Annotated in this window: 18 protein-coding genes; 12 read left to right on the top strand and 6 right to left on the bottom strand. The window is 68.5% G+C overall.

Annotated elements, in window-relative coordinates:
• Entirely contained in the window at positions 1 to 1290 is a 1290-nt protein-coding gene (locus GVO57_RS02755; protein ID WP_160591644.1) for an adenylosuccinate synthase, read from the top strand.
• A gap of 98 nt (positions 1291 to 1388) precedes the next feature.
• Here GVO57_RS02755 and GVO57_RS02750 read toward each other — a convergent pair whose 3' ends face one another.
• Positions 1389 to 2009, bottom strand: a complete 621-nt coding sequence (locus tag GVO57_RS02750) for a c-type cytochrome (protein WP_160591641.1) — start codon at positions 2007 to 2009, stop codon at positions 1389 to 1391.
• Between the two features lie 109 nt (positions 2010 to 2118).
• Between GVO57_RS02750 and GVO57_RS02745 the strand changes: the two genes are divergently transcribed.
• The 5 genes from GVO57_RS02745 to GVO57_RS02725 are packed head-to-tail and all read left to right on the top strand — an operon-like array spanning position 2119 to position 6689.
• Positions 2119 to 3009, top strand: a complete 891-nt coding sequence (locus GVO57_RS02745; RefSeq protein ID WP_160591639.1) for a prephenate dehydratase — start codon at positions 2119 to 2121, stop codon at positions 3007 to 3009.
• A gap of 50 nt (positions 3010 to 3059) precedes the next feature.
• Positions 3060 to 3656 (top strand): pyridoxamine 5'-phosphate oxidase, encoded by a 597-nt coding sequence (gene pdxH, locus GVO57_RS02740; protein WP_160591637.1) that lies wholly within the window; start codon positions 3060 to 3062, stop codon positions 3654 to 3656.
• On the top strand, positions 3653 to 4594 hold the full coding sequence (locus GVO57_RS02735; protein ID WP_160591635.1) for a cation diffusion facilitator family transporter: 942 nt from the start codon (positions 3653 to 3655) through the stop codon (positions 4592 to 4594). The genes pdxH and GVO57_RS02735 overlap by 4 nt, the downstream gene beginning before the upstream one ends.
• Positions 4591 to 5388: a PhzF family phenazine biosynthesis protein gene (locus tag GVO57_RS02730; RefSeq protein WP_160591633.1), complete on the top strand. Its 798-nt coding sequence runs from the start codon at positions 4591 to 4593 to the stop codon at positions 5386 to 5388. The genes GVO57_RS02735 and GVO57_RS02730 overlap by 4 nt, the downstream gene beginning before the upstream one ends.
• Complete coding sequence (locus GVO57_RS02725; RefSeq protein ID WP_160591631.1) at positions 5385 to 6689, top strand: APC family permease; 1305 nt, start codon at positions 5385 to 5387, stop codon at positions 6687 to 6689. The genes GVO57_RS02730 and GVO57_RS02725 overlap by 4 nt, the downstream gene beginning before the upstream one ends.
• A 54-nt stretch (positions 6690 to 6743) precedes the next feature.
• Here the strand turns inward: GVO57_RS02725 and mnmA are convergent, their stop codons facing one another.
• Positions 6744 to 7856, bottom strand: a complete 1113-nt coding sequence (gene mnmA / locus GVO57_RS02720; protein WP_160591629.1) for a tRNA 2-thiouridine(34) synthase MnmA — start codon at positions 7854 to 7856, stop codon at positions 6744 to 6746.
• A 407-nt stretch (positions 7857 to 8263) separates the two neighbouring features.
• Between mnmA and GVO57_RS02715 the strand changes: the two genes are divergently transcribed.
• The 4 genes from GVO57_RS02715 (at position 8264) to GVO57_RS02700 (ending at position 10181) form a co-directional block, all read left to right on the top strand.
• On the top strand, positions 8264 to 8518 hold the full coding sequence (locus GVO57_RS02715; RefSeq protein ID WP_160591627.1) for a hypothetical protein: 255 nt from the start codon (positions 8264 to 8266) through the stop codon (positions 8516 to 8518).
• A gap of 102 nt (positions 8519 to 8620) precedes the next feature.
• Positions 8621 to 8920, top strand: coding sequence for a CtrA inhibitor SciP (gene sciP / locus GVO57_RS02710; RefSeq protein WP_160591625.1), 300 nt, complete (start codon positions 8621 to 8623; stop codon positions 8918 to 8920).
• A gap of 247 nt (positions 8921 to 9167) precedes the next feature.
• On the top strand, positions 9168 to 9374 hold the full coding sequence (rpsU, locus tag GVO57_RS02705) for a 30S ribosomal protein S21 (protein ID WP_046348761.1): 207 nt from the start codon (positions 9168 to 9170) through the stop codon (positions 9372 to 9374).
• Between the two features lie 267 nt (positions 9375 to 9641).
• Positions 9642 to 10181, top strand: a complete 540-nt coding sequence (locus GVO57_RS02700; RefSeq protein ID WP_327785552.1) for an FKBP-type peptidyl-prolyl cis-trans isomerase — start codon at positions 9642 to 9644, stop codon at positions 10179 to 10181.
• Between the two features lie 260 nt (positions 10182 to 10441).
• Here the strand turns inward: GVO57_RS02700 and lepB are convergent, their stop codons facing one another.
• The 4 genes from lepB to pyrE form a co-directional block, all read right to left on the bottom strand.
• Positions 10442 to 11269, bottom strand: coding sequence for a signal peptidase I (gene lepB / locus GVO57_RS02695; RefSeq protein WP_233281442.1), 828 nt, complete (start codon positions 11267 to 11269; stop codon positions 10442 to 10444).
• Between the two features lie 130 nt (positions 11270 to 11399).
• Positions 11400 to 11801, bottom strand: coding sequence for a holo-ACP synthase (gene acpS / locus GVO57_RS02690; RefSeq protein ID WP_160591621.1), 402 nt, complete (start codon positions 11799 to 11801; stop codon positions 11400 to 11402).
• Entirely contained in the window at positions 11798 to 12559 is a 762-nt protein-coding gene (locus tag GVO57_RS02685; RefSeq protein ID WP_160591619.1) for a pyridoxine 5'-phosphate synthase, read from the bottom strand. Before GVO57_RS02685 ends, acpS begins: the two co-directional genes overlap by 4 nt.
• Positions 12556 to 13161 (bottom strand): orotate phosphoribosyltransferase, encoded by a 606-nt coding sequence (pyrE, locus tag GVO57_RS02680; RefSeq protein ID WP_407695702.1) that lies wholly within the window; start codon positions 13159 to 13161, stop codon positions 12556 to 12558. The genes GVO57_RS02685 and pyrE overlap by 4 nt, the downstream gene beginning before the upstream one ends.
• Before the next feature lie 301 nt (positions 13162 to 13462).
• On the opposite strand from pyrE, the gene coxB reads away from it, so the two are divergent.
• Together coxB and ctaD are read left to right on the top strand one after the other, a co-directional pair.
• Positions 13463 to 14368: a cytochrome c oxidase subunit II gene (coxB, locus tag GVO57_RS02675; RefSeq protein ID WP_327785535.1), complete on the top strand. Its 906-nt coding sequence runs from the start codon at positions 13463 to 13465 to the stop codon at positions 14366 to 14368.
• Positions 14361 to 16037 carry a cytochrome c oxidase subunit I gene (ctaD, locus tag GVO57_RS02670; protein WP_160591616.1) on the top strand — a complete coding sequence of 559 codons (1677 nt, stop codon included), beginning with the start codon at positions 14361 to 14363 and terminating at the stop codon, positions 16035 to 16037. Before coxB ends, ctaD begins: the two co-directional genes overlap by 8 nt.
• Positions 16038 to 16053 lie beyond the last annotated feature (16 nt).

The raw sequence follows: 16053 nt of genomic DNA, 5'->3' as shown, positions 1-16053 counted from the left end.
GTGGCGAATGTGGCGGTGATCGGCGCTCAATGGGGCGACGAGGGCAAGGGCAAGATCGTCGACTGGCTTGCCGAGCGCGCCGATCTGGTCGTGCGGTTCCAGGGCGGCCACAATGCCGGCCACACGCTCGTCATCGGCGAGAATGTCTACAAGCTGTCGCTGCTCCCCTCGGGCATCGTGCGCGGCACGCCGTCGGTGATCGGCAATGGCGTCGTGCTCGATCCCTGGGCGCTGCGGGCCGAGGTCGACAAGCTGCGCGGCCAGGGTGTCGCGGTCACGCCCGACACGCTGATGATCGCCGATAACTGCGCGCTGATCCTGCCCTTTCACCGCGATCTCGATGCGCTGCGCGAGGATGCGAGCGGGGCGGGCAAGATCGGCACGACGCGGCGCGGCATCGGCCCGGCCTATGAGGACAAGGTCGGCCGGCGCGCGATCCGGGTGTGCGATCTGGCGCATCTCGACGATCTCGGCCCGCAGCTCGACCGGCTGACCGCGCATCATGATGCGCTGCGCGCCGGGTTCGGCGAACCGCCGATCGACCGCGCGGCGCTGCTCGATGAGCTGCGCGGCATTGCCGATTTCGTGCTCGCCTTTGCCCGCCCGGTCTGGCTGACGCTCAACGAGGCGCGGCGGCGCGGGCGGCGGATCCTGTTCGAAGGCGCGCAGGGCGTGCTGCTCGACGTCGATCACGGCACCTATCCGTTCGTCACCAGCTCCAACACCATTGCCGGCACCGCTGCCGGCGGATCGGGGCTGGGGCCGTCTGCGGTCGGCTTCGTGCTCGGCATCGCCAAGGCCTATACGACGCGGGTCGGCTCCGGCCCGTTCCCGACCGAGCTGCAGGACGAAATCGGCCAGCGGCTGGGCGAGCGCGGGCATGAGTTCGGCACCGTCACCGGCCGCAAGCGCCGCTGCGGCTGGTTCGACTCGGTGCTCGTCCGCCAGTCGGTCGCGGTGTCGGGCGTCACCGGCATCGCGCTCACCAAGCTTGACGTGCTCGACGGGCTGGAGACGATCCGCATCTGCACCGGCTACCGGCTGGGCGGGCGCGTGCTCGACCATTTCCCCGCCCATGCCGCCGATCAGGCGGCGGTCGAGCCGATCTATGAAGACATTCCCGGCTGGTCCGAATCGACGGCGGGGGCGCGCAGCTGGGCGCAGCTGCCGGCGCAGGCGATCAAATATATCCGCCGGATCGAGGAGCTGATCCAGTGCCCGGTCGCGCTGGTGTCGACCAGCCCGGAGCGCGAGGACACGATCCTCGTCCGCGATCCGTTCGCCGACTGATCGTCACGAGACTGGTCGCCGGCGCCGGGCAAAGAAAAGGGCGGCACCCGGATCAGCCCGGGTGCCGCCCTTTTTCGTGCCATCAGATGGTGGCGGGCTTATTCGCCTGCCGCCGGAGCCTCGGCCGCATTGAGTTCGGCAGGCGCTTCGGCTGCCGCCTCCTCGCTTGCCGCATCGGGCGCGGCTTCCGCCGGGGCGGCGGGCAGCGGCTTGGGTGCATCGCTCTGCGTGTTCAGATAGGCGATCAGATTGGCGCGATCCTGCGCATCGCTCAGCCCGGCAAAGGTCATCTTGGTGCCTTCGGCATATTTGCGCGGGCTCTTCAGCCAGGCGTCAAGGCTCGCCCAGTCCCACGGCCCGGACTTGCCCTTCAGCGCGTCCGAATAGGCAAAGCCCGCGACATGGGCGTGGTTGCTGCCGACCGTACCCCACAGATTGGGGCCGACACCGTTCGCGCCGCCCTTGTTGATCGAATGGCAGGCGGCGCATTTGGCAAAGGTCTTTTCGCCCGCCGCCGGGTCGGCCGCGGCGAGCCGCGCCTCGATCGGCTCCTCGGCAGCCGCCGCGCCGCCGCCCGTCTCGACAACGCCGGCGATCGGATAGCCCATCTTCTCGGGCCGTTCGGCCTTGAACAGCTCGCTCGAGACAATGCCGGCGCCCAGCGCCACGATACCGGCACCCAGCACCCAGCCGGCGATCGTGTTGTTGCGGTCGTCCATGTTGCTCCTGATCCTCTAAAAAGCCGCGGTTCCTTTAAGAATAGACGCGCCGGCCCGCAAGCGGGCGTCTGGGTTCACAAAAGCGGCAAAACTGCCTAACCCCCGGCCCGTGCAGAGCTATCCCGAACCCGCCCGCCGCCTTGTCGCCGAAATGGCCGCCGCCGCCGCTGCCGATCCCGCGCGCGCGGTCGCGTTTCAGGGCGCGCCGGGCGCCAACTCGCACCTGGCCGCGCTCGGCCATTTTCCCGACGGGCTGCCCTTGCCCTGTTTCAGCTTTGAAGACGCGCTGGAGGCGGTGCGCGAGGGGCGGGCCGGCCATGCGATCATCCCGATCGAGAATTCGCTGCACGGCCGGGTGGCGGACATTCATTTCCTGCTGCCCGAATCCGGGCTGGCGATCGTTGACGAGCATTTCCTGCCGATCGAGCCATGTCTGCTCGGCCGTGCCGGGGTGCCGGTGACGCAGGCGATCAGCCATCCCCAGGCGCTGGGGCAGAGCCGGCAATGGCTGCGCGCGCGCGGCATCCGCCCGGTGCCCTATGCCGACACCGCCGCCGCCGCCGCGTTGATCGCGGAGCAGGGCGAGGCGGGAGCCGCCGCCATCGCCCCGCGCTTTGCCGCCGGACTTTACGGGCTCGACGTGCTGGCCGAATCGATCGCCGATGCGCCCCACAACATGACCCGCTTCACCATCTTGGCGCGCGAGGCGCGGGTGCCGGCGGCGGGCGTGCCGGTGATGACCAGCCTGACCTTTGAGGTGAAGAACATCCCCGCCGCGCTCTACAAGGCGCTGGGCGGCTTTGCGACCAACGGCGTCAACATGACGAAGCTGGAAAGCTATCAGCGCGGCGGCAGCTTTGCCGCGACCGAGTTCTACGCCGATATCGAGGGCATGCCCGGCGATCCGGCGGTCGACCGCGCGATCGACGAGCTGCGCTTCCACACCAAATGGGTGCGGCTGCTCGGCAGCTACCCACAGGCGCGCAAGCGCGGGCTCTGATCCGGCCCGGCGCTGGCATTTCGGCCGTGGCGGGCGTAGAGCCCGCGGTTATGGCCAGCCCGTTTGAAACCCTTACCGATCCCTTCGCCCTGTTCGACATCTGGTATCAGGAAGCGCGGGCGAGCGAGATCAACGATTCCAACGCCATGGCGCTTGCCACCGCCGATGCGGCGGGCCGCCCCGCCGTGCGCATGGTGCTCTTGAAAGGGCATGGGCCGGACGGGTTCGTGTTCTACACCAACCGCGAGGGGCGCAAGGCCGGTGATCTGGCCGTCAATGCGCAGGCGGCGTTGCTGTTCCACTGGAAGTCGCTGCGCCGTCAGATCCGCATCGAAGGGCCGGTGTCGATGGTGGATGACGCGCAGTCCGACGCCTATTTCGCCTCGCGCTCGCGCGATTCGCAGCTGGGGGCATGGGCGTCCGACCAGTCGCGCCCGCTGCCCGACCGGGCGACGTTCGAGGCGCGCTATGAAGACGCGCGGGCGCGGTTCGACGGGCAGGATGTTCCCCGGCCGCCGCATTGGGGCGGCTATCTTGTCACCCCGCTCAGGATCGAGTTCTGGCTCGACCGCGCCCACCGGCTGCACGAGCGCCGCCTGTTCGAGCGCGACGGCGATGGCTGGCGGACCTCGCTGCTCTATCCATGACCGAATCCGACCGGCATGCCGCTCCCTATGCGCGGCTGACCCGCCTTGCGGCGCTGGCCAGCGTGTCGGCGGCGCTGCTGCTGCTCGCGCTCAAGGGCTTTGCCGCGTGGCGCACTGGGTCGGTCGCCATGCTTGGGTCGCTCGCCGATACCGGGTTCGATCTTGCGGCCTCGCTGATCACGCTCTGGGCGGTGCAGCTGGCGGCGCTGCCGGCCGATCATGACCACCGGTTCGGCCATGGCAAGGCGGAGGCGCTCGCCGCGCTCGCCCAGGTCGGGCTGATCGCGGTGTCCGCCGCCGGCATCGGCTGGCGCGCGGTCGACCGGCTGGTCGCGGGCGCCGCGCCCGCCAATCCCGAATGGGGCATCGGCGTGTCGCTGGCCGCCATTGCCGTCACGGCGGTGCTGCTGACCGTACAGCGGCGGGTGATCCGGCGCACCGGATCGGTCGCGATCGCCGCCGACAATCTGCATTACCAGTCGGACCTGATGCTCAATCTGGGCGTCATCGCCGCACTCGCGCTTGAGGCATGGGCCGGGCTGGGCGGTGCCGATGCGCTGGGCGGGATCGCGATCGCGCTGTGGCTGCTGCGCGGCGCGTGGCAGGCGGCGCGGGCGGCGGTCGATCAGCTGATGGACCGCGAATGGCCCGAGCCGAAACGGCGCGCCTTCATCGCCATCGCCAACGATCATCCGGCGTTCCGGGGCATTCACGATCTGCGCACCCGCACCAGCGGCATCCATGATTTCGCCCAGTTCCATGTCTGGGTCGATCCGGCCATGACCATTGCCGAGGCGCATGATGTGGTCGAAGAGATGGAGGCGCGGCTCGCCCGGGCCTTTCCCGATACCGAGGTGCTGATCCATCTCGATCCCGAAGGAAAGATCGACCGCGCCGGGCGGGCCGACGAACATTTGCGGGAGATGCCGGAGCGATGACGCGAACGAAGCTGGCTTTCACCCAGGTCGATGCCTTTGCCGACCGGCCCTTTGCCGGCAATCAGGCGGCGGTGATGCCGCTCGACACCTGGCTGCCCGACGCCGTGCTGGCGGCGATCGCCAATGAAAACAATCTGGCCGAAACCGCCTTCACCATCCCCGCCACCGGCGATGCCGATTTTGAGCTGCGCTGGTTCACCCCGGCGGTCGAGGTGGCGATGTGCGGCCATGCGACGCTGGCGGCGGGCCATGTGCTGATGGCCGGGCGCGATGCCGTCCGTTTCCGCACGCGCAAGGCCGGGGTGCTGACCGTGGCGCGCGACGGTGACCGTTACCGGCTCGACCTGCCGGCGGTGCCGGTCGTCGCGCAAGACCGCGCCGATGTCGCCGCGGCACTTGGAGTCCCAGGTGCGGCGACCTTCCAGTCCGCAAGTGCGGCGGCCGAACCGGCGGTGATCGTGCTGCTGCCCGATGAAGCGGCGGTGCGCGCGCTCCGCCCCGATTTCCGCGCGCTTGCCGCGACCGGGGTGATGGCGATCGCGACCGCGCCCGGCGATGCGACCGACATCGTCAGCCGGGTGTTCGTGCCGGTGTGCGGGATCGACGAGGATCCTGTCACCGGGGCCGCCCATGCCGCACTCACCCCCTTCTGGGCCGCACGGCTGGGCCGGGATGCGTTCAGCGCCTTTCAGGCCAGCGCGCGGGGCGGCCATGTCGACTGCCGGCTGGCGGGCGACCGGGTGCTGCTGGGCGGCGGCTGCGTGACGGTGATCGAGGGGCTGTTCGCGCTTTGAGTGCTGCCGGCCCGGCCGCCGACGGCGCGCTGCGGCGCGACATCGGCCTTGTCGGCTCGGCCTTTCTGGCGTTCAACGGGCTGGTCGGGGCGGGGATTTTCGTCCTGCCGGGGACGCTTGCCGAACGGTTCGGCGCGTTCAGCCCGCTTGCCTTTCCGCTGTTCGGGCTGCTCGCGCTGCTGATCGCGCTGCCCTTTGCGCGGATCGCCAGCCATCATCCGCTGTCGGGCGGGCCGGTCGTCTATGCCGCGTCATTCGGGCCGTTTGTCGCCTTTCAGGCCGGCTGGCTCTATTATGTCGCGCGGGCAACCGCGCTCGCCGCCAATCTCAACGTGCTCGTCGCCTATGCTGCCGGGCTGTGGCCGCTGCTCGGCACCGGCCCGGCGCGGGCGGCGCTGATCCTGATGGTCATCGCGCTGGTCTGTGCGGTCAATGTCGCCGGGGTGCGGCGGGCGGTGCGGCTGGTCGATGCGATGACGCTGCTCAAGGCCGCGCCGCTCGTCATGCTCGCGGTCGCCGCATTGGTGATGGCCGCCCCGGCGCTCGGCCCGTCGGGCCTTGCGCTCCCGGCGTTCGCGCTGCCGCCGGTGCCGCCGCTCACTGAGCTGAACGCGGCGGCGCTGCTGACGCTTTATGCCTTTGTCGGGTTCGAAAACAGCGTGGTCGCCGCCGGGGAAACGCGCCGCCCCGCCGATACGCTGCCGCGCGCGCTGATCGGCACGGTGGTGCTGACCGCTTTGGTCTATACGCTCATTCAGGCCGCCTATCTGGCGGTGATGGGCGCGGCTCCCGCCGGCGCGGCCGGGGGCGATGCGCCGATGATCGCGTTTGGCCGCGCGGTATGGGGCGATGCCGGCGCGCTGCTGCTGACCATCGCCGCCATCGCCTCGGTCACCGGCAATGTCGCCGCGGGCGTCACCGGCAGCGCGCGCACCACCTATGCGATGGGCCGGGACGGGCTGCTGCCGCGCTGGTTCGCCGCCACCGATGCGCGCTTCGCCACCCCCGCCCGGTCGATCTGGTTCATGGGCGCGTTCATCGCCGCGCTGGCGCTGACCGGCGGTTTTGCCTGGCTGGCGGTGGCGAGCGTGCTCGCCCGGATGATCATCTATGCGCTGAGCATCGCCGCTCTGCCCCGGGCGGAGCCGGGCCGCGCCGGCATCTGGGCGATGACCCTGGCCGGCCTCGCCACCTGTGTCTGGGTCGCCGCCCAGTCGGGCGCAGGCAGCTGGCAGGTGCTGGCGGTGCTCGGCGGGGCGGGGGTGGTGCTCTATCTCGCCGCGCGCCGCGAACGGCGCTGATGCATTTTCAGGCCGGCGGGGCGCACCCCCTCGAAAATGCGTTCCGCTCGCCGCTCAGGCGGCAGCGGCAAAGGCGCTTTCGGTCTCCGCGATCCAGCCGCCGCCCAGCACGCGCTCGCCGGCGTAAAGCACCGCTGCCTGGCCGGGCGACACGCCATATTCGGGCGCGTCGAACACCAGCCGGTCGCCGTCGAGCCGCGCCGGGGCGGGCTTGGCCATCGAACGGACCTTGGCATGGACCGGCCCCCCATAGCCGCCGCCCAGCCAGTTGATCTCGCTCAGCCGCGCAGCCGCCACCGCCAGCGCGCGGCGCGGCCCGACGATCACCCGCCGCGCGGCGGCATCGAGCCGGACGACGTAGAGCGGCTCCGCCTGCCCGCCAATCTCCAGCCCGCGCCGCTGCCCGACCGTGTAATGGATAAGGCCGGGGTGGCGGCCGAGCACCCGGCCTTCCAGATCGACAATCTCGCCCGCCGTATCGGCATCGGGCCGCAGCTTGCGCACCAGCCCGGCATAATCGCCATCGGGGACGAAGCAGATGTCCTGGCTGTCGGGCTTCATCGCGACGCCAAGGCCAAGTTCGGCGGCGATCGCGCGCACCTCCGGCTTGGGCAGGCCGCCCAGCGGAAAGCGCAGATAATCGAGCTGCTCGGCCGTTGTCGCAAACAGGAAATAGCTCTGGTCGCGCGCCGGATCGAGCGCGCGGTGCAGCTCTGCACCCTCCGGCCCGACGACGCGGCGGACATAATGGCCGGTCGCCAGACAGTCTGCGCCCAGCTGCCGCGCCAGGCCGAACAGATCGGTGAACTTCACCCCCATGTTGCAGCGCACGCACGGAATCGGCGTGCGCCCGGCCAGATATTCGTCGGCGAACTGGTCGATCACGCTGTCGCGGAACCGGCTTTCGTGATCGAACACATAATGGGCGATGCCCAGCCGGTCGCAGACGGCGCGGGCGTCGCGAATGTCCTGCCCGGCGCAGCAGCTGCCGGTGCGGCCGACCGCCGCGCCATGATCGTAAAGCTGCAGTGTGACGCCGATCGTCTCGGCCCCCGACCGCGCGGCCAGCGCGGCCACGACCGAACTGTCGACGCCGCCCGACATGGCGACGACGATGCGCTTGCCGCGCAAATCCGGCCCGAGCTGGAAATCTGCACCCTCAGTCATCGCCGGGGCATATAGGCGCTCAGGGCGCGTTTGAGAATGCGGGGGTGTTGTTTGCTTGGGAAGACCGGCACCGGGTGTTTGTTGATCTGGAAGAACGGCACCGGCCCGCTCCCCCACCCGGCCTCCCATAGCGTAACCTGCCGTTGGGAGGCCGGGTGGGGGAGCGGGCCGGTGCCGCCCCAGCGCCGTGAGGCGCGCAGCAAACACCCGCCGGTGCCGCCCCCGCGCCGCGAGGCGCGCAACAAGCAACCGCCAGCGGGCCGATTCAGCGACAACCCAGCCACTCCCGGCGCCAGGCGGCAAAGCCTTGCCATATTGTGGTTTTACGGACGCACCGGGCTTTACCTCCCTTTAGCCCTGACCGGTTTATGCAGCTGCCTGTCGAACAGAAAAACAGGACGGGCGCAGTGGAAATCGATCTTGGGCTTGCACGGCGGGCACGGCGGGCGACGCAGCCGGACTATGCGACTTTGGTCGCGGTCGCGGTCGCGCGTCAGTCAGCCAGCCGCACGGCCCAGATCGTCGCCGCCGCCCAGGGCGACGGCGATGCCGGCGCGCGTCTTGTTCATCTGTTTGGCACTGGCCGGTCGAATGGCGCAGGCGCGACCGGTTGTTTCAACAGCGATGTGGCTGCTCTGCTCCGCGTGGAGGCCCGATCATGACCAGGCGGTTTACCTTTCGGTTTCAGCGTTCCTGAACCCTGTTGGACCTATGTCCGGCAAGCGTTGCGTATCGAGGCGAGAACCGCCCTGTTTGAGGTAGAAATGATCGAGAACCAGAGAATCCGCCCCGCCCAGGTGATCGGCCCGCTCGGGGAGTCGCTCACCCTCGACAGCCTGCCGCCGCCCAACACCAGCCGTTGGGTGGTGCGTCGCAAGGCCGAGGTCGTGGCTGCCGTCAATGGCGGCCTGCTGACCGTCGACGAGGCCTGCGAGCGCTATGGTCTCACCGTCGAGGAATTCGCTGCCTGGCAGCGTGCCGTCGACCGGTCGGGGATGCCCGGACTGCGCGTCACCCGTATCCAGCATTATAAGTCCCTTTACGAACGGCAGCAGAAATACTGAGATTTTTTTGCCCGTCGGGACAAAAGGCCCCGCCGCCCCAACCGGGCGTGCGGGGCCTTTCGATTCTGCGGCCCCCGCCCGGGTGATGACCGGCCGCGCGCAAATGCTTGTCGAATCGCGATCCGGCTGCTAGGGCGGCGCGAACGGCGCAAACCCGGTTTGCGACGAACCTTCTATTATGCTTTGCGGGTGAGAGGCCGGCTGTCGGCCTTGCATCCGTTTTCGGGAAACGGAGTCTGACGGCGTTATGCAAATCCTCGTCCGCGACAACAATGTTGACCAGGCGCTGCGCGCGCTCAAGAAGAAGCTGCAGCGCGAGGGCGTCTATCGCGAGATGAAGCTGCGCCGCCATTACGAAAAGCCGTCGGAAAAGCGCGCCCGTGAGCGTGCCGCCGCGATTCGTCGCGCCCGCAAGCTCGAGCGCAAGCGCGCCGAGCGCGACGGCGTCAAGTAAGACGCTATCGGGGGCGGTTCGTCCGCCCCCTGCGCCCCCTCGACGGGGGCGTTCCGGCATGGTGGCCGCGCCTTGTGCGGGGCGTCATCATCGCCGGGTGCCTTTCGCCTTTTGCGCCAATACCCTGGCTTTCCGGCTTTCCCCGGACGGCCGGCTGTGGTTTAGCTGCCGGCCGTTATCGCCCGACTGACCGGGCCTGACCACCGGAGTTGACCCATGTCCGTGACCGCCGTTCCGCTTCGTCCCGTTTCCCGGCGGGTGCTGTCGATGTTGTGGGGCGGCCTTGGCGTCGCGGCGGTGGCCGCGTTCGGGCTTGCCTGGGTCGGCACCGGCCCAGTGATCGCGCAGACCGGCTCTGCCGCGCAGTTCCTGTCCTGGAATGCCGGCCAGCCGGGCGTGACCCAGACCGCATCGGGCCTGCAATATCAGATGCTCAAGGCCGGTGAGGGCGACAGCCCCGCCGATACTGACGTCGTGCTCGTCAAGTACAAGGGCATGCTGCGCGACGGCACGGTGTTCGACCAGAATGAACGCGCCCCGATGGAAGTCGCGCAGGTCATTCCCGGCTTTTCGGAAGGCCTGAAGCTGCTGAAGCGCGGCGGCCAGGCGCGGTTCTGGATCAAGCCGGAACTGGGCTATGGCGAGCGCGAAGTCGGCGGCGGCAAGATCCCGGCCAACTCGCTGCTGATCTTCGAGGTCGAGCTGATCGACTTCATCCCGGCGGCCGTGCTGCAGCAGATGCAGCAGCAGCAGCAGGGTGCCGGCGTTCCCGGTGGCATGCCCGGCGGCATTCCCGGCGCGCGCTGAGCGGCGCCGCTTTCCCGACAGAATCAGACAGTCATGATCCGGGCGCTGCGGCAGAGGGCCGCGCGGCCGGACGTGCGTTTGCAGAAGGGGGCGTCCGGCCCCGGATTACCGGCGTAACGGGCTTAAAGGCCGGGCACGATTGGCATGCGCGCGCCAGTGCCATTTAAACCACCATGCCTTTCAACCTGCGCGATAAGGGGACGCCATGGCGCGTTCGCTGCTGACGGACCGGCCCGGCCTTTGCGGGCCGGGCGCATCGTTCAGCGTTCGGCGCGCGCCGGGTGGAGCGAGCTGCCCGCCCGCCCGCCGCGCAGCGCCTGCACCCAGCTGATCGGGTTGTACCATTCCGCCGTGCCGTCGAGCGAGAAGGTGATGAACTCCGCCCGGCCGCCCAGATTTTCCCACGGCACCGGACCGCCCAGCCCGCCCTGGTCAAGCGGAACGCGGCTGTCCGCCGAACGGTCGCGATTGTCGCCGACCAGGAAGACATGCCCCTCGGGCACCGTCAGTGGCGGGAAATCGTCGGTCGAGCTGGCCCCCAGATCGATGGTGTCGAAGCTGCGCCCATTGGGCAGCGTTTCGCGCACAATCGGCAGCGCGCAATAGGGCTTGCCGTCCGGCCCGGTGACGAGCCGGCCCGGAAACTGGTCGTCCCGGCACGGCGCATTGGCATCGACCGGGATCAGCCGCGGTGCCGGCAGCGACCGGCTGACCGGCACGCCGTTCAGCACCAGCGTGCCGCCGCGCATCTCGATCCGGTCGCCGGGCAGGCCGATCACCCGCTTGATATAGTCCTGCCGCACCCCCGGCGGCGATGCGATCACCACATCGCCGCGCTCGGGCAGCCGCCCGAACAGCCGGCCCGGCATGAACGGCAGGATGTGGAAGGTCGGCGAGACATAGGACCAGCCATAGGGATATTTGGACACCACCAGCCGGTCGCCGACCAGCAGGCCCGGCATCATCGATTCGGACGGGATATAGAATGGCTTGGCGATGAAGCTGTGAAAGCCGAGCACGGCGAGCAGCAGCCAGAAAATGCCGCGCGCTTCGGCCAGCCAGTCGGTCTTGTCTTTCGGCCCTGCCATCGTCGCGCCCTGCTCCATTCCGCTCGTCCCGTTCACCCGATCATGCTCCCGGCCTTCTGCCGATCATCTATCCGTGCTGCGCCTGTGCCTGTGCTGAACGGCCCAGGGCGATGACATCGCGGCCGTGCCGTCATTCCGGCACCGCCTCGATGATGACGAAGGCCTGCGCCCAGGGATGGTCGTCGGTCAACGTCAAATGTATCCGCGCGACATGGCCGGCGGGAATGAGCGCGTCGAGCGCCGCACGCGCACCGCCGTCCAGCGCCAGCGTCGGCGCGCCCGAGGGCAGGTTGACGACACCGATGTCCCGCATGAACACGCCGCGGCGAAAGCCGGTGCCGACCGCCTTGGAAAACGCCTCTTTGGCGGCGAAGCGCTTGGCGAGCGTGCCCGCCTTGGTCAGCGGCCGCCGCGCGGCGCGGGCGCGCTCGGCATCGGTGAACACGCGCTGTTCGAACCGGTCGCCGAACCGGGCGAGCGAGGCCGCGATCCGCTCGATGTTGCACAGATCGGAGCCGAGGCCGACGATCATGGCGTGCGGCGCGCACCCGTGACGCCGCGCGCCTCGTCCATCAGCGCGCGCATCTGCCTGATGCTTTGGTCGAGGCCGATGAAGATCGCCTCGCCGATCAGATAATGGCCGATGTTCAGCTCCGCGATCTGCGGGATGGCGGCGATCGGCACGACATTGGCAAAGGTCAGGCCGTGGCCGGCATGCGATTCGATGCCGTTCTTGGCCGCGAGCGCGGCAGCGTCGGCGATCCGGGCCAGCTCCGCGGTTGCCGCCGGCTGATCGCCCGCCAGCAGCAGATGCGCATAGCGCCCGGTGTGAAACTCGACCACCGGCGCGCCCAGCCGCATCGCCGCCTCGATCTGGCGGGGATCGGGCTCGATGAACAGGCTGACACGGATGCCCGCATCGCCCAGCCGGGCAACCAGAGGGGCCAGCTGGTTGTGCAGCCCGGCGGCGTCGAGCCCGCCCTCGGTCGTCCGCTCCTCACGCTTTTCGGGGACGATGCAGGCGGCATGCGGCCGGTGGCGCAGCGCGATCGCCAGCATTTCCTCGGTCGCCGCCATCTCCAGATTGAGCGGCAGATCGGTCGCCGCCATGATCCGTTCCAGATCGGCGTCGCGGATATGCCGCCGGTCCTCGCGCAGATGGGCGGTAATGCCGTCCGCGCCGCACGCCGCGACGATTTCCGCCGCGCGCACCGGATCGGGATGATCGCCGCCGCGCGCGTTGCGGATCGTGGCGACATGATCGATATTGACCCCCAGGCGCAGGGTCATGCCGCGCGGCTTCCGGGCTTGATCGCCGGGATCGCCGCCAGTTCGGGCGGCAGCGCATCGGGCGCATAGCTCGGCACGTCGAGCCGGATCAGCGGGAAGAACGGCACCCCCAGATCGACACTGCCGTTCGACCGGTCGACGAGCGCGGCGGCGGCGATAACCTCTCCGCCCGCCGCGCGGATCGCGGCGATCGCCTCGCGCGAGGACAGGCCGGTCGTCACCACATCCTCCATCATCAGCACCTTCTGTCCCGGCGCGAGCGCAAAGCCGCGGCGCAGATGGAACACCCCGTCGGGCCGCTCGAGGAACATCGCATCGACGCCGAGCGCGCGGCCCATTTCATGACCCGCGATCACGCCGCCCATGGCCGGGGACACGACCGCGCTGATCGCCGCGCGCACATCATCGGGCAGCCGCGCGGCCAGCGTCGTGGCGAGTCGGGCCCCGCGTGCCGGGTTCATCAGCACGCGCGCGCATTGCAGATAGCGCGGGCTGCGCAGCCCCGATGACAGGATGAAATGCCCGTCGAGCAGCGCGCCGGCGGACCGGAATTCGTCCAGAATCTGGGCATCGGACAGGGTGGGGGAAGCAGCGCCGGTCATGGCCGGTGCGATACGCGCTTGCCACCGGGCGTGCAATGCCGCGCCCGTCTTCTATAATATATGTTAGCGGACATAACCGATCTTGAGGCAGCCCCGAACCATGCCTATAAGCCGCCCGATTTCGTTGTCAGGACCGCCTGTTGCCGGCGTCCGCCAGCAACAACAGATGGAAGAAAACGGGACGCCTATGAAGCTCGCCAAAACCCTCTTGCTCGCAATCGGCCTTGCATGTGCGCCGGCCATTGCCCAGGCGCAGGACGCGCCCCAACAAGCAGCGACGGTTGCGGCTGAGGCTAAACCCGTGGCCGCGGCTCCGGCCGCGGCCGACGAGGTGCTTGCCCCCAAGGCCGGCATCGGCATGCCCACCGACCGGGTGATCGGCCTGCAGGCGCAGTTCTCGCCCAATGGCCGCCGCGCGCTGTGGATGCATGACGCCGTGCTGATGCCGATCATGGTCGCGATCTGCGTGCTCGTGCTCGGCCTGCTGCTGTGGTGCATCGTGCGCTTCCGCCGCTCGGCCAATCCGGTGCCGTCCAAGACGTCGCACAACACCGCGATCGAGGTGATCTGGACGCTGGTGCCGGTGCTGATCCTTGTCGGCATCGCCATCCCCTCGATCAGCCTGCTCGCCGCCCAGTTCAAGCCGGCCGGCAAGGACGCGGTCACCGTCAAGGCGATCGGCAACCAGTGGTACTGGACCTATCAATATCCGGACCATGGCGGGTTCGAGGTCGTGTCGAACATGCTTGAGGACCAGCCCAAGGCGGGTGCCAAGCAGCGTACCGACGCCGATGGCCCGCGCCTGCTCGCCGTTGACAACCGCATGGTCATTCCGGTTGGCCAGGAAATCCGGCTGCTCACCACGTCCAATGACGTGATCCACAGCTTCGCGATGCCGTCCTTCTGGGTGAAGCTCGACGCCATTCCCGGCCGCGTGAACGAGCTTGCGTTCAAGGCGGAAAAGGAAGGCGTCTATTTCGGCCAGTGTTCCGAACTGTGCGGCGCGCGCCACGCCTATATGCCGATCGCGATCGAAGTCGTGTCGGCTGAAAAGTTCAAGGCCTGGGTCGCGGCCAAGGGCGGCAAGATGCCGGGGCGGCAGACGCCGCACCGGCCGCGGCCGCCGCTCCCGCTCCCGCCGCCGAGACTGCCAGCGTTTCTGCCGCCGCCGGCGGCGAACCCAGCCAGGGTACCAACTGATGACTGAGATTGCTGCAACCCCGTCCGCCTTTGTTGCGGACCATGGGCACCACGCGCACGACGCCGACCACAAGCCCGGCTTTTTCGCGCGCTGGTTCCTGTCGACCAACCACAAGGATATCGGCACGCTCTATCTGATCTTCGCGATCATCGCGGGGATCGTCGGCGGCGCCATTTCCGGCCTGATGCGCATGGAACTGGCCGCCCCCGGCGTCCAGTATCTGCAGGGCTGGGCCAGCATCGTCGAAGGCTCGGCCGCGTCGATGGACCAGGCCTATCACCTGTGGAACGCGCTCATCACCGCGCACGGCCTGATCATGGTGTTCTTCATGGTCATGCCGGCGATGATCGGCGGCTTTGGCAACTGGTTCGTGCCGATCATGATCGGCGCGCCCGACATGGCCTTTCCGCGCATGAACAACATCAGCTTCTGGCTGACGGTTCCCGCCTTCCTGCTGCTGCTCGGCTCGGCCTTTGTGCCCGGCGGCACCGGCAATGGCGCGGGCACGGGCTGGACCGTCTATCCGCCGCTGTCGACCAGCGGCTCGGCGGGGCCGGCGGTCGACATGGCGATCCTGTCGCTGCATCTTGCCGGCGCGGCGTCGATCCTGGGCGCGATCAACTTCATCACCACCATCTTCAACATGCGCGCGCCGGGCATGACCCTGCACAAGATGCCGCTGTTCGTGTGGTCGGTGCTGGTCACCGCCTTCCTGCTGCTGCTTGCGCTGCCGGTGCTCGCGGCGGCGATCACGATGCTGCTCACCGACCGCAACTTCGGCACCGCATTCTATGATGCGGCCGGCGGCGGCGATCCGGTGCTCTACCAGCATCTGTTCTGGTTCTTCGGCCACCCCGAAGTGTACATCATGATCCTGCCGGGCTTCGGCATCGTCAGCCAGATCATCGCGACGTTCAGCCGCAAGCCGGTGTTCGGCTATCTCGGCATGGCCTATGCGATGGTGGCGATCGGCGTGATCGGTTTCGTCGTGTGGGCGCACCACATGTTCACGACCGGCATGAGCGTCAATGTGAAGATGTACTTCACCGCGGCGACGATGGTGATCGCGGTGCCGACCGGCATCAAGATCTTCTCGTGGATCGCGACCATGTGGGGCGGCTCGATCACCTTCAAGACGCCGATGCTGTGGGCGCTCGGGTTCATCTTCATGTTCACCGTCGGTGGCGTGACCGGCGTCGTGCTCGCCAATGGCGGCGTCGACGACAATCTGCACGACACCTATTATGTCGTCGCCCACTTCCACTATGTGCTGTCGCTGGGTGCGGTGTTCGCGCTGTTCGCCGGCTTCTATTACTGGTTCGCGAAGATGAGCGGCCGCCAGTATAACGAGCTGCTCGGCCAGCTGCATTTCTGGGTGTTCTTCGTCGGCGTGAACGTGCTGTTCTTCCCGATGCACTTCCTGGGCACCCAGGGCATGCCGCGCCGCTATCCGGATTATCCGGACGCCTATGCCGCCTATAACCACCTGGCGAGCGTCGGTTATGGCATCATGGCGCTCGGCATGGCGATCTTCTTCGTCAACGTGATCGTCTCGCTGCTCGCCGGCCGCAAGGCTGCCGACAATCCCTGGGGCGAAGGTGCGACGACGCTGGAATGGACCCTGTCCAGCCCGCCGCCGTTCCACCAGTTCGAAACCCTGCCGAAGATCGACTGATCCCGGCATCTGGCCC

Origin of the sequence: Sphingomonas changnyeongensis (assembly GCF_009913435.1) — a bacterium.
Lineage (GTDB): Bacteria > Pseudomonadota > Alphaproteobacteria > Sphingomonadales > Sphingomonadaceae > Sphingomonas_B > Sphingomonas_B changnyeongensis.
The sequence above is the reverse complement of the archived record's forward strand: the minus strand, read 5'-3'. Positions and strand labels throughout refer to the sequence as shown.

Excerpts from the sequence above, each read along its gene's own strand:
- GVO57_RS02750 (WP_160591641.1), bottom strand. The coding sequence starts at position 2,009 with ATGGACGACCGCAACAACACGATCGCCGGCTGGGTGCTGGGTGCCGGT.
- acpS (WP_160591621.1), bottom strand. The coding sequence starts at position 11,801 with ATGATCGTCGGCCTCGGCTCCGATCTGTGCAACATCGAGCGGATCGCG.
- ctaD (WP_160591616.1), top strand. The coding sequence starts at position 14,361 with ATGACTGAGATTGCTGCAACCCCGTCCGCCTTTGTTGCGGACCATGGG.
- GVO57_RS02700 (WP_327785552.1), top strand. The coding sequence starts at position 9,642 with ATGTTGTGGGGCGGCCTTGGCGTCGCGGCGGTGGCCGCGTTCGGGCTT.
- GVO57_RS02730 (WP_160591633.1), top strand. The coding sequence starts at position 4,591 with ATGACGCGAACGAAGCTGGCTTTCACCCAGGTCGATGCCTTTGCCGAC.
- pyrE (WP_407695702.1), bottom strand. The coding sequence starts at position 13,161 with ATGACCGGCGCTGCTTCCCCCACCCTGTCCGATGCCCAGATTCTGGAC.
- sciP (WP_160591625.1), top strand. The coding sequence starts at position 8,621 with ATGATCGAGAACCAGAGAATCCGCCCCGCCCAGGTGATCGGCCCGCTC.
- rpsU (WP_046348761.1), top strand. The coding sequence starts at position 9,168 with ATGCAAATCCTCGTCCGCGACAACAATGTTGACCAGGCGCTGCGCGCG.
- pdxH (WP_160591637.1), top strand. The coding sequence starts at position 3,060 with ATGGCCAGCCCGTTTGAAACCCTTACCGATCCCTTCGCCCTGTTCGAC.
- mnmA (WP_160591629.1), bottom strand. The coding sequence starts at position 7,856 with ATGACTGAGGGTGCAGATTTCCAGCTCGGGCCGGATTTGCGCGGCAAG.
- GVO57_RS02735 (WP_160591635.1), top strand. The coding sequence starts at position 3,653 with ATGACCGAATCCGACCGGCATGCCGCTCCCTATGCGCGGCTGACCCGC.
- GVO57_RS02685 (WP_160591619.1), bottom strand. The coding sequence starts at position 12,559 with ATGACCCTGCGCCTGGGGGTCAATATCGATCATGTCGCCACGATCCGC.
- lepB (WP_233281442.1), bottom strand. The coding sequence starts at position 11,269 with ATGGCAGGGCCGAAAGACAAGACCGACTGGCTGGCCGAAGCGCGCGGC.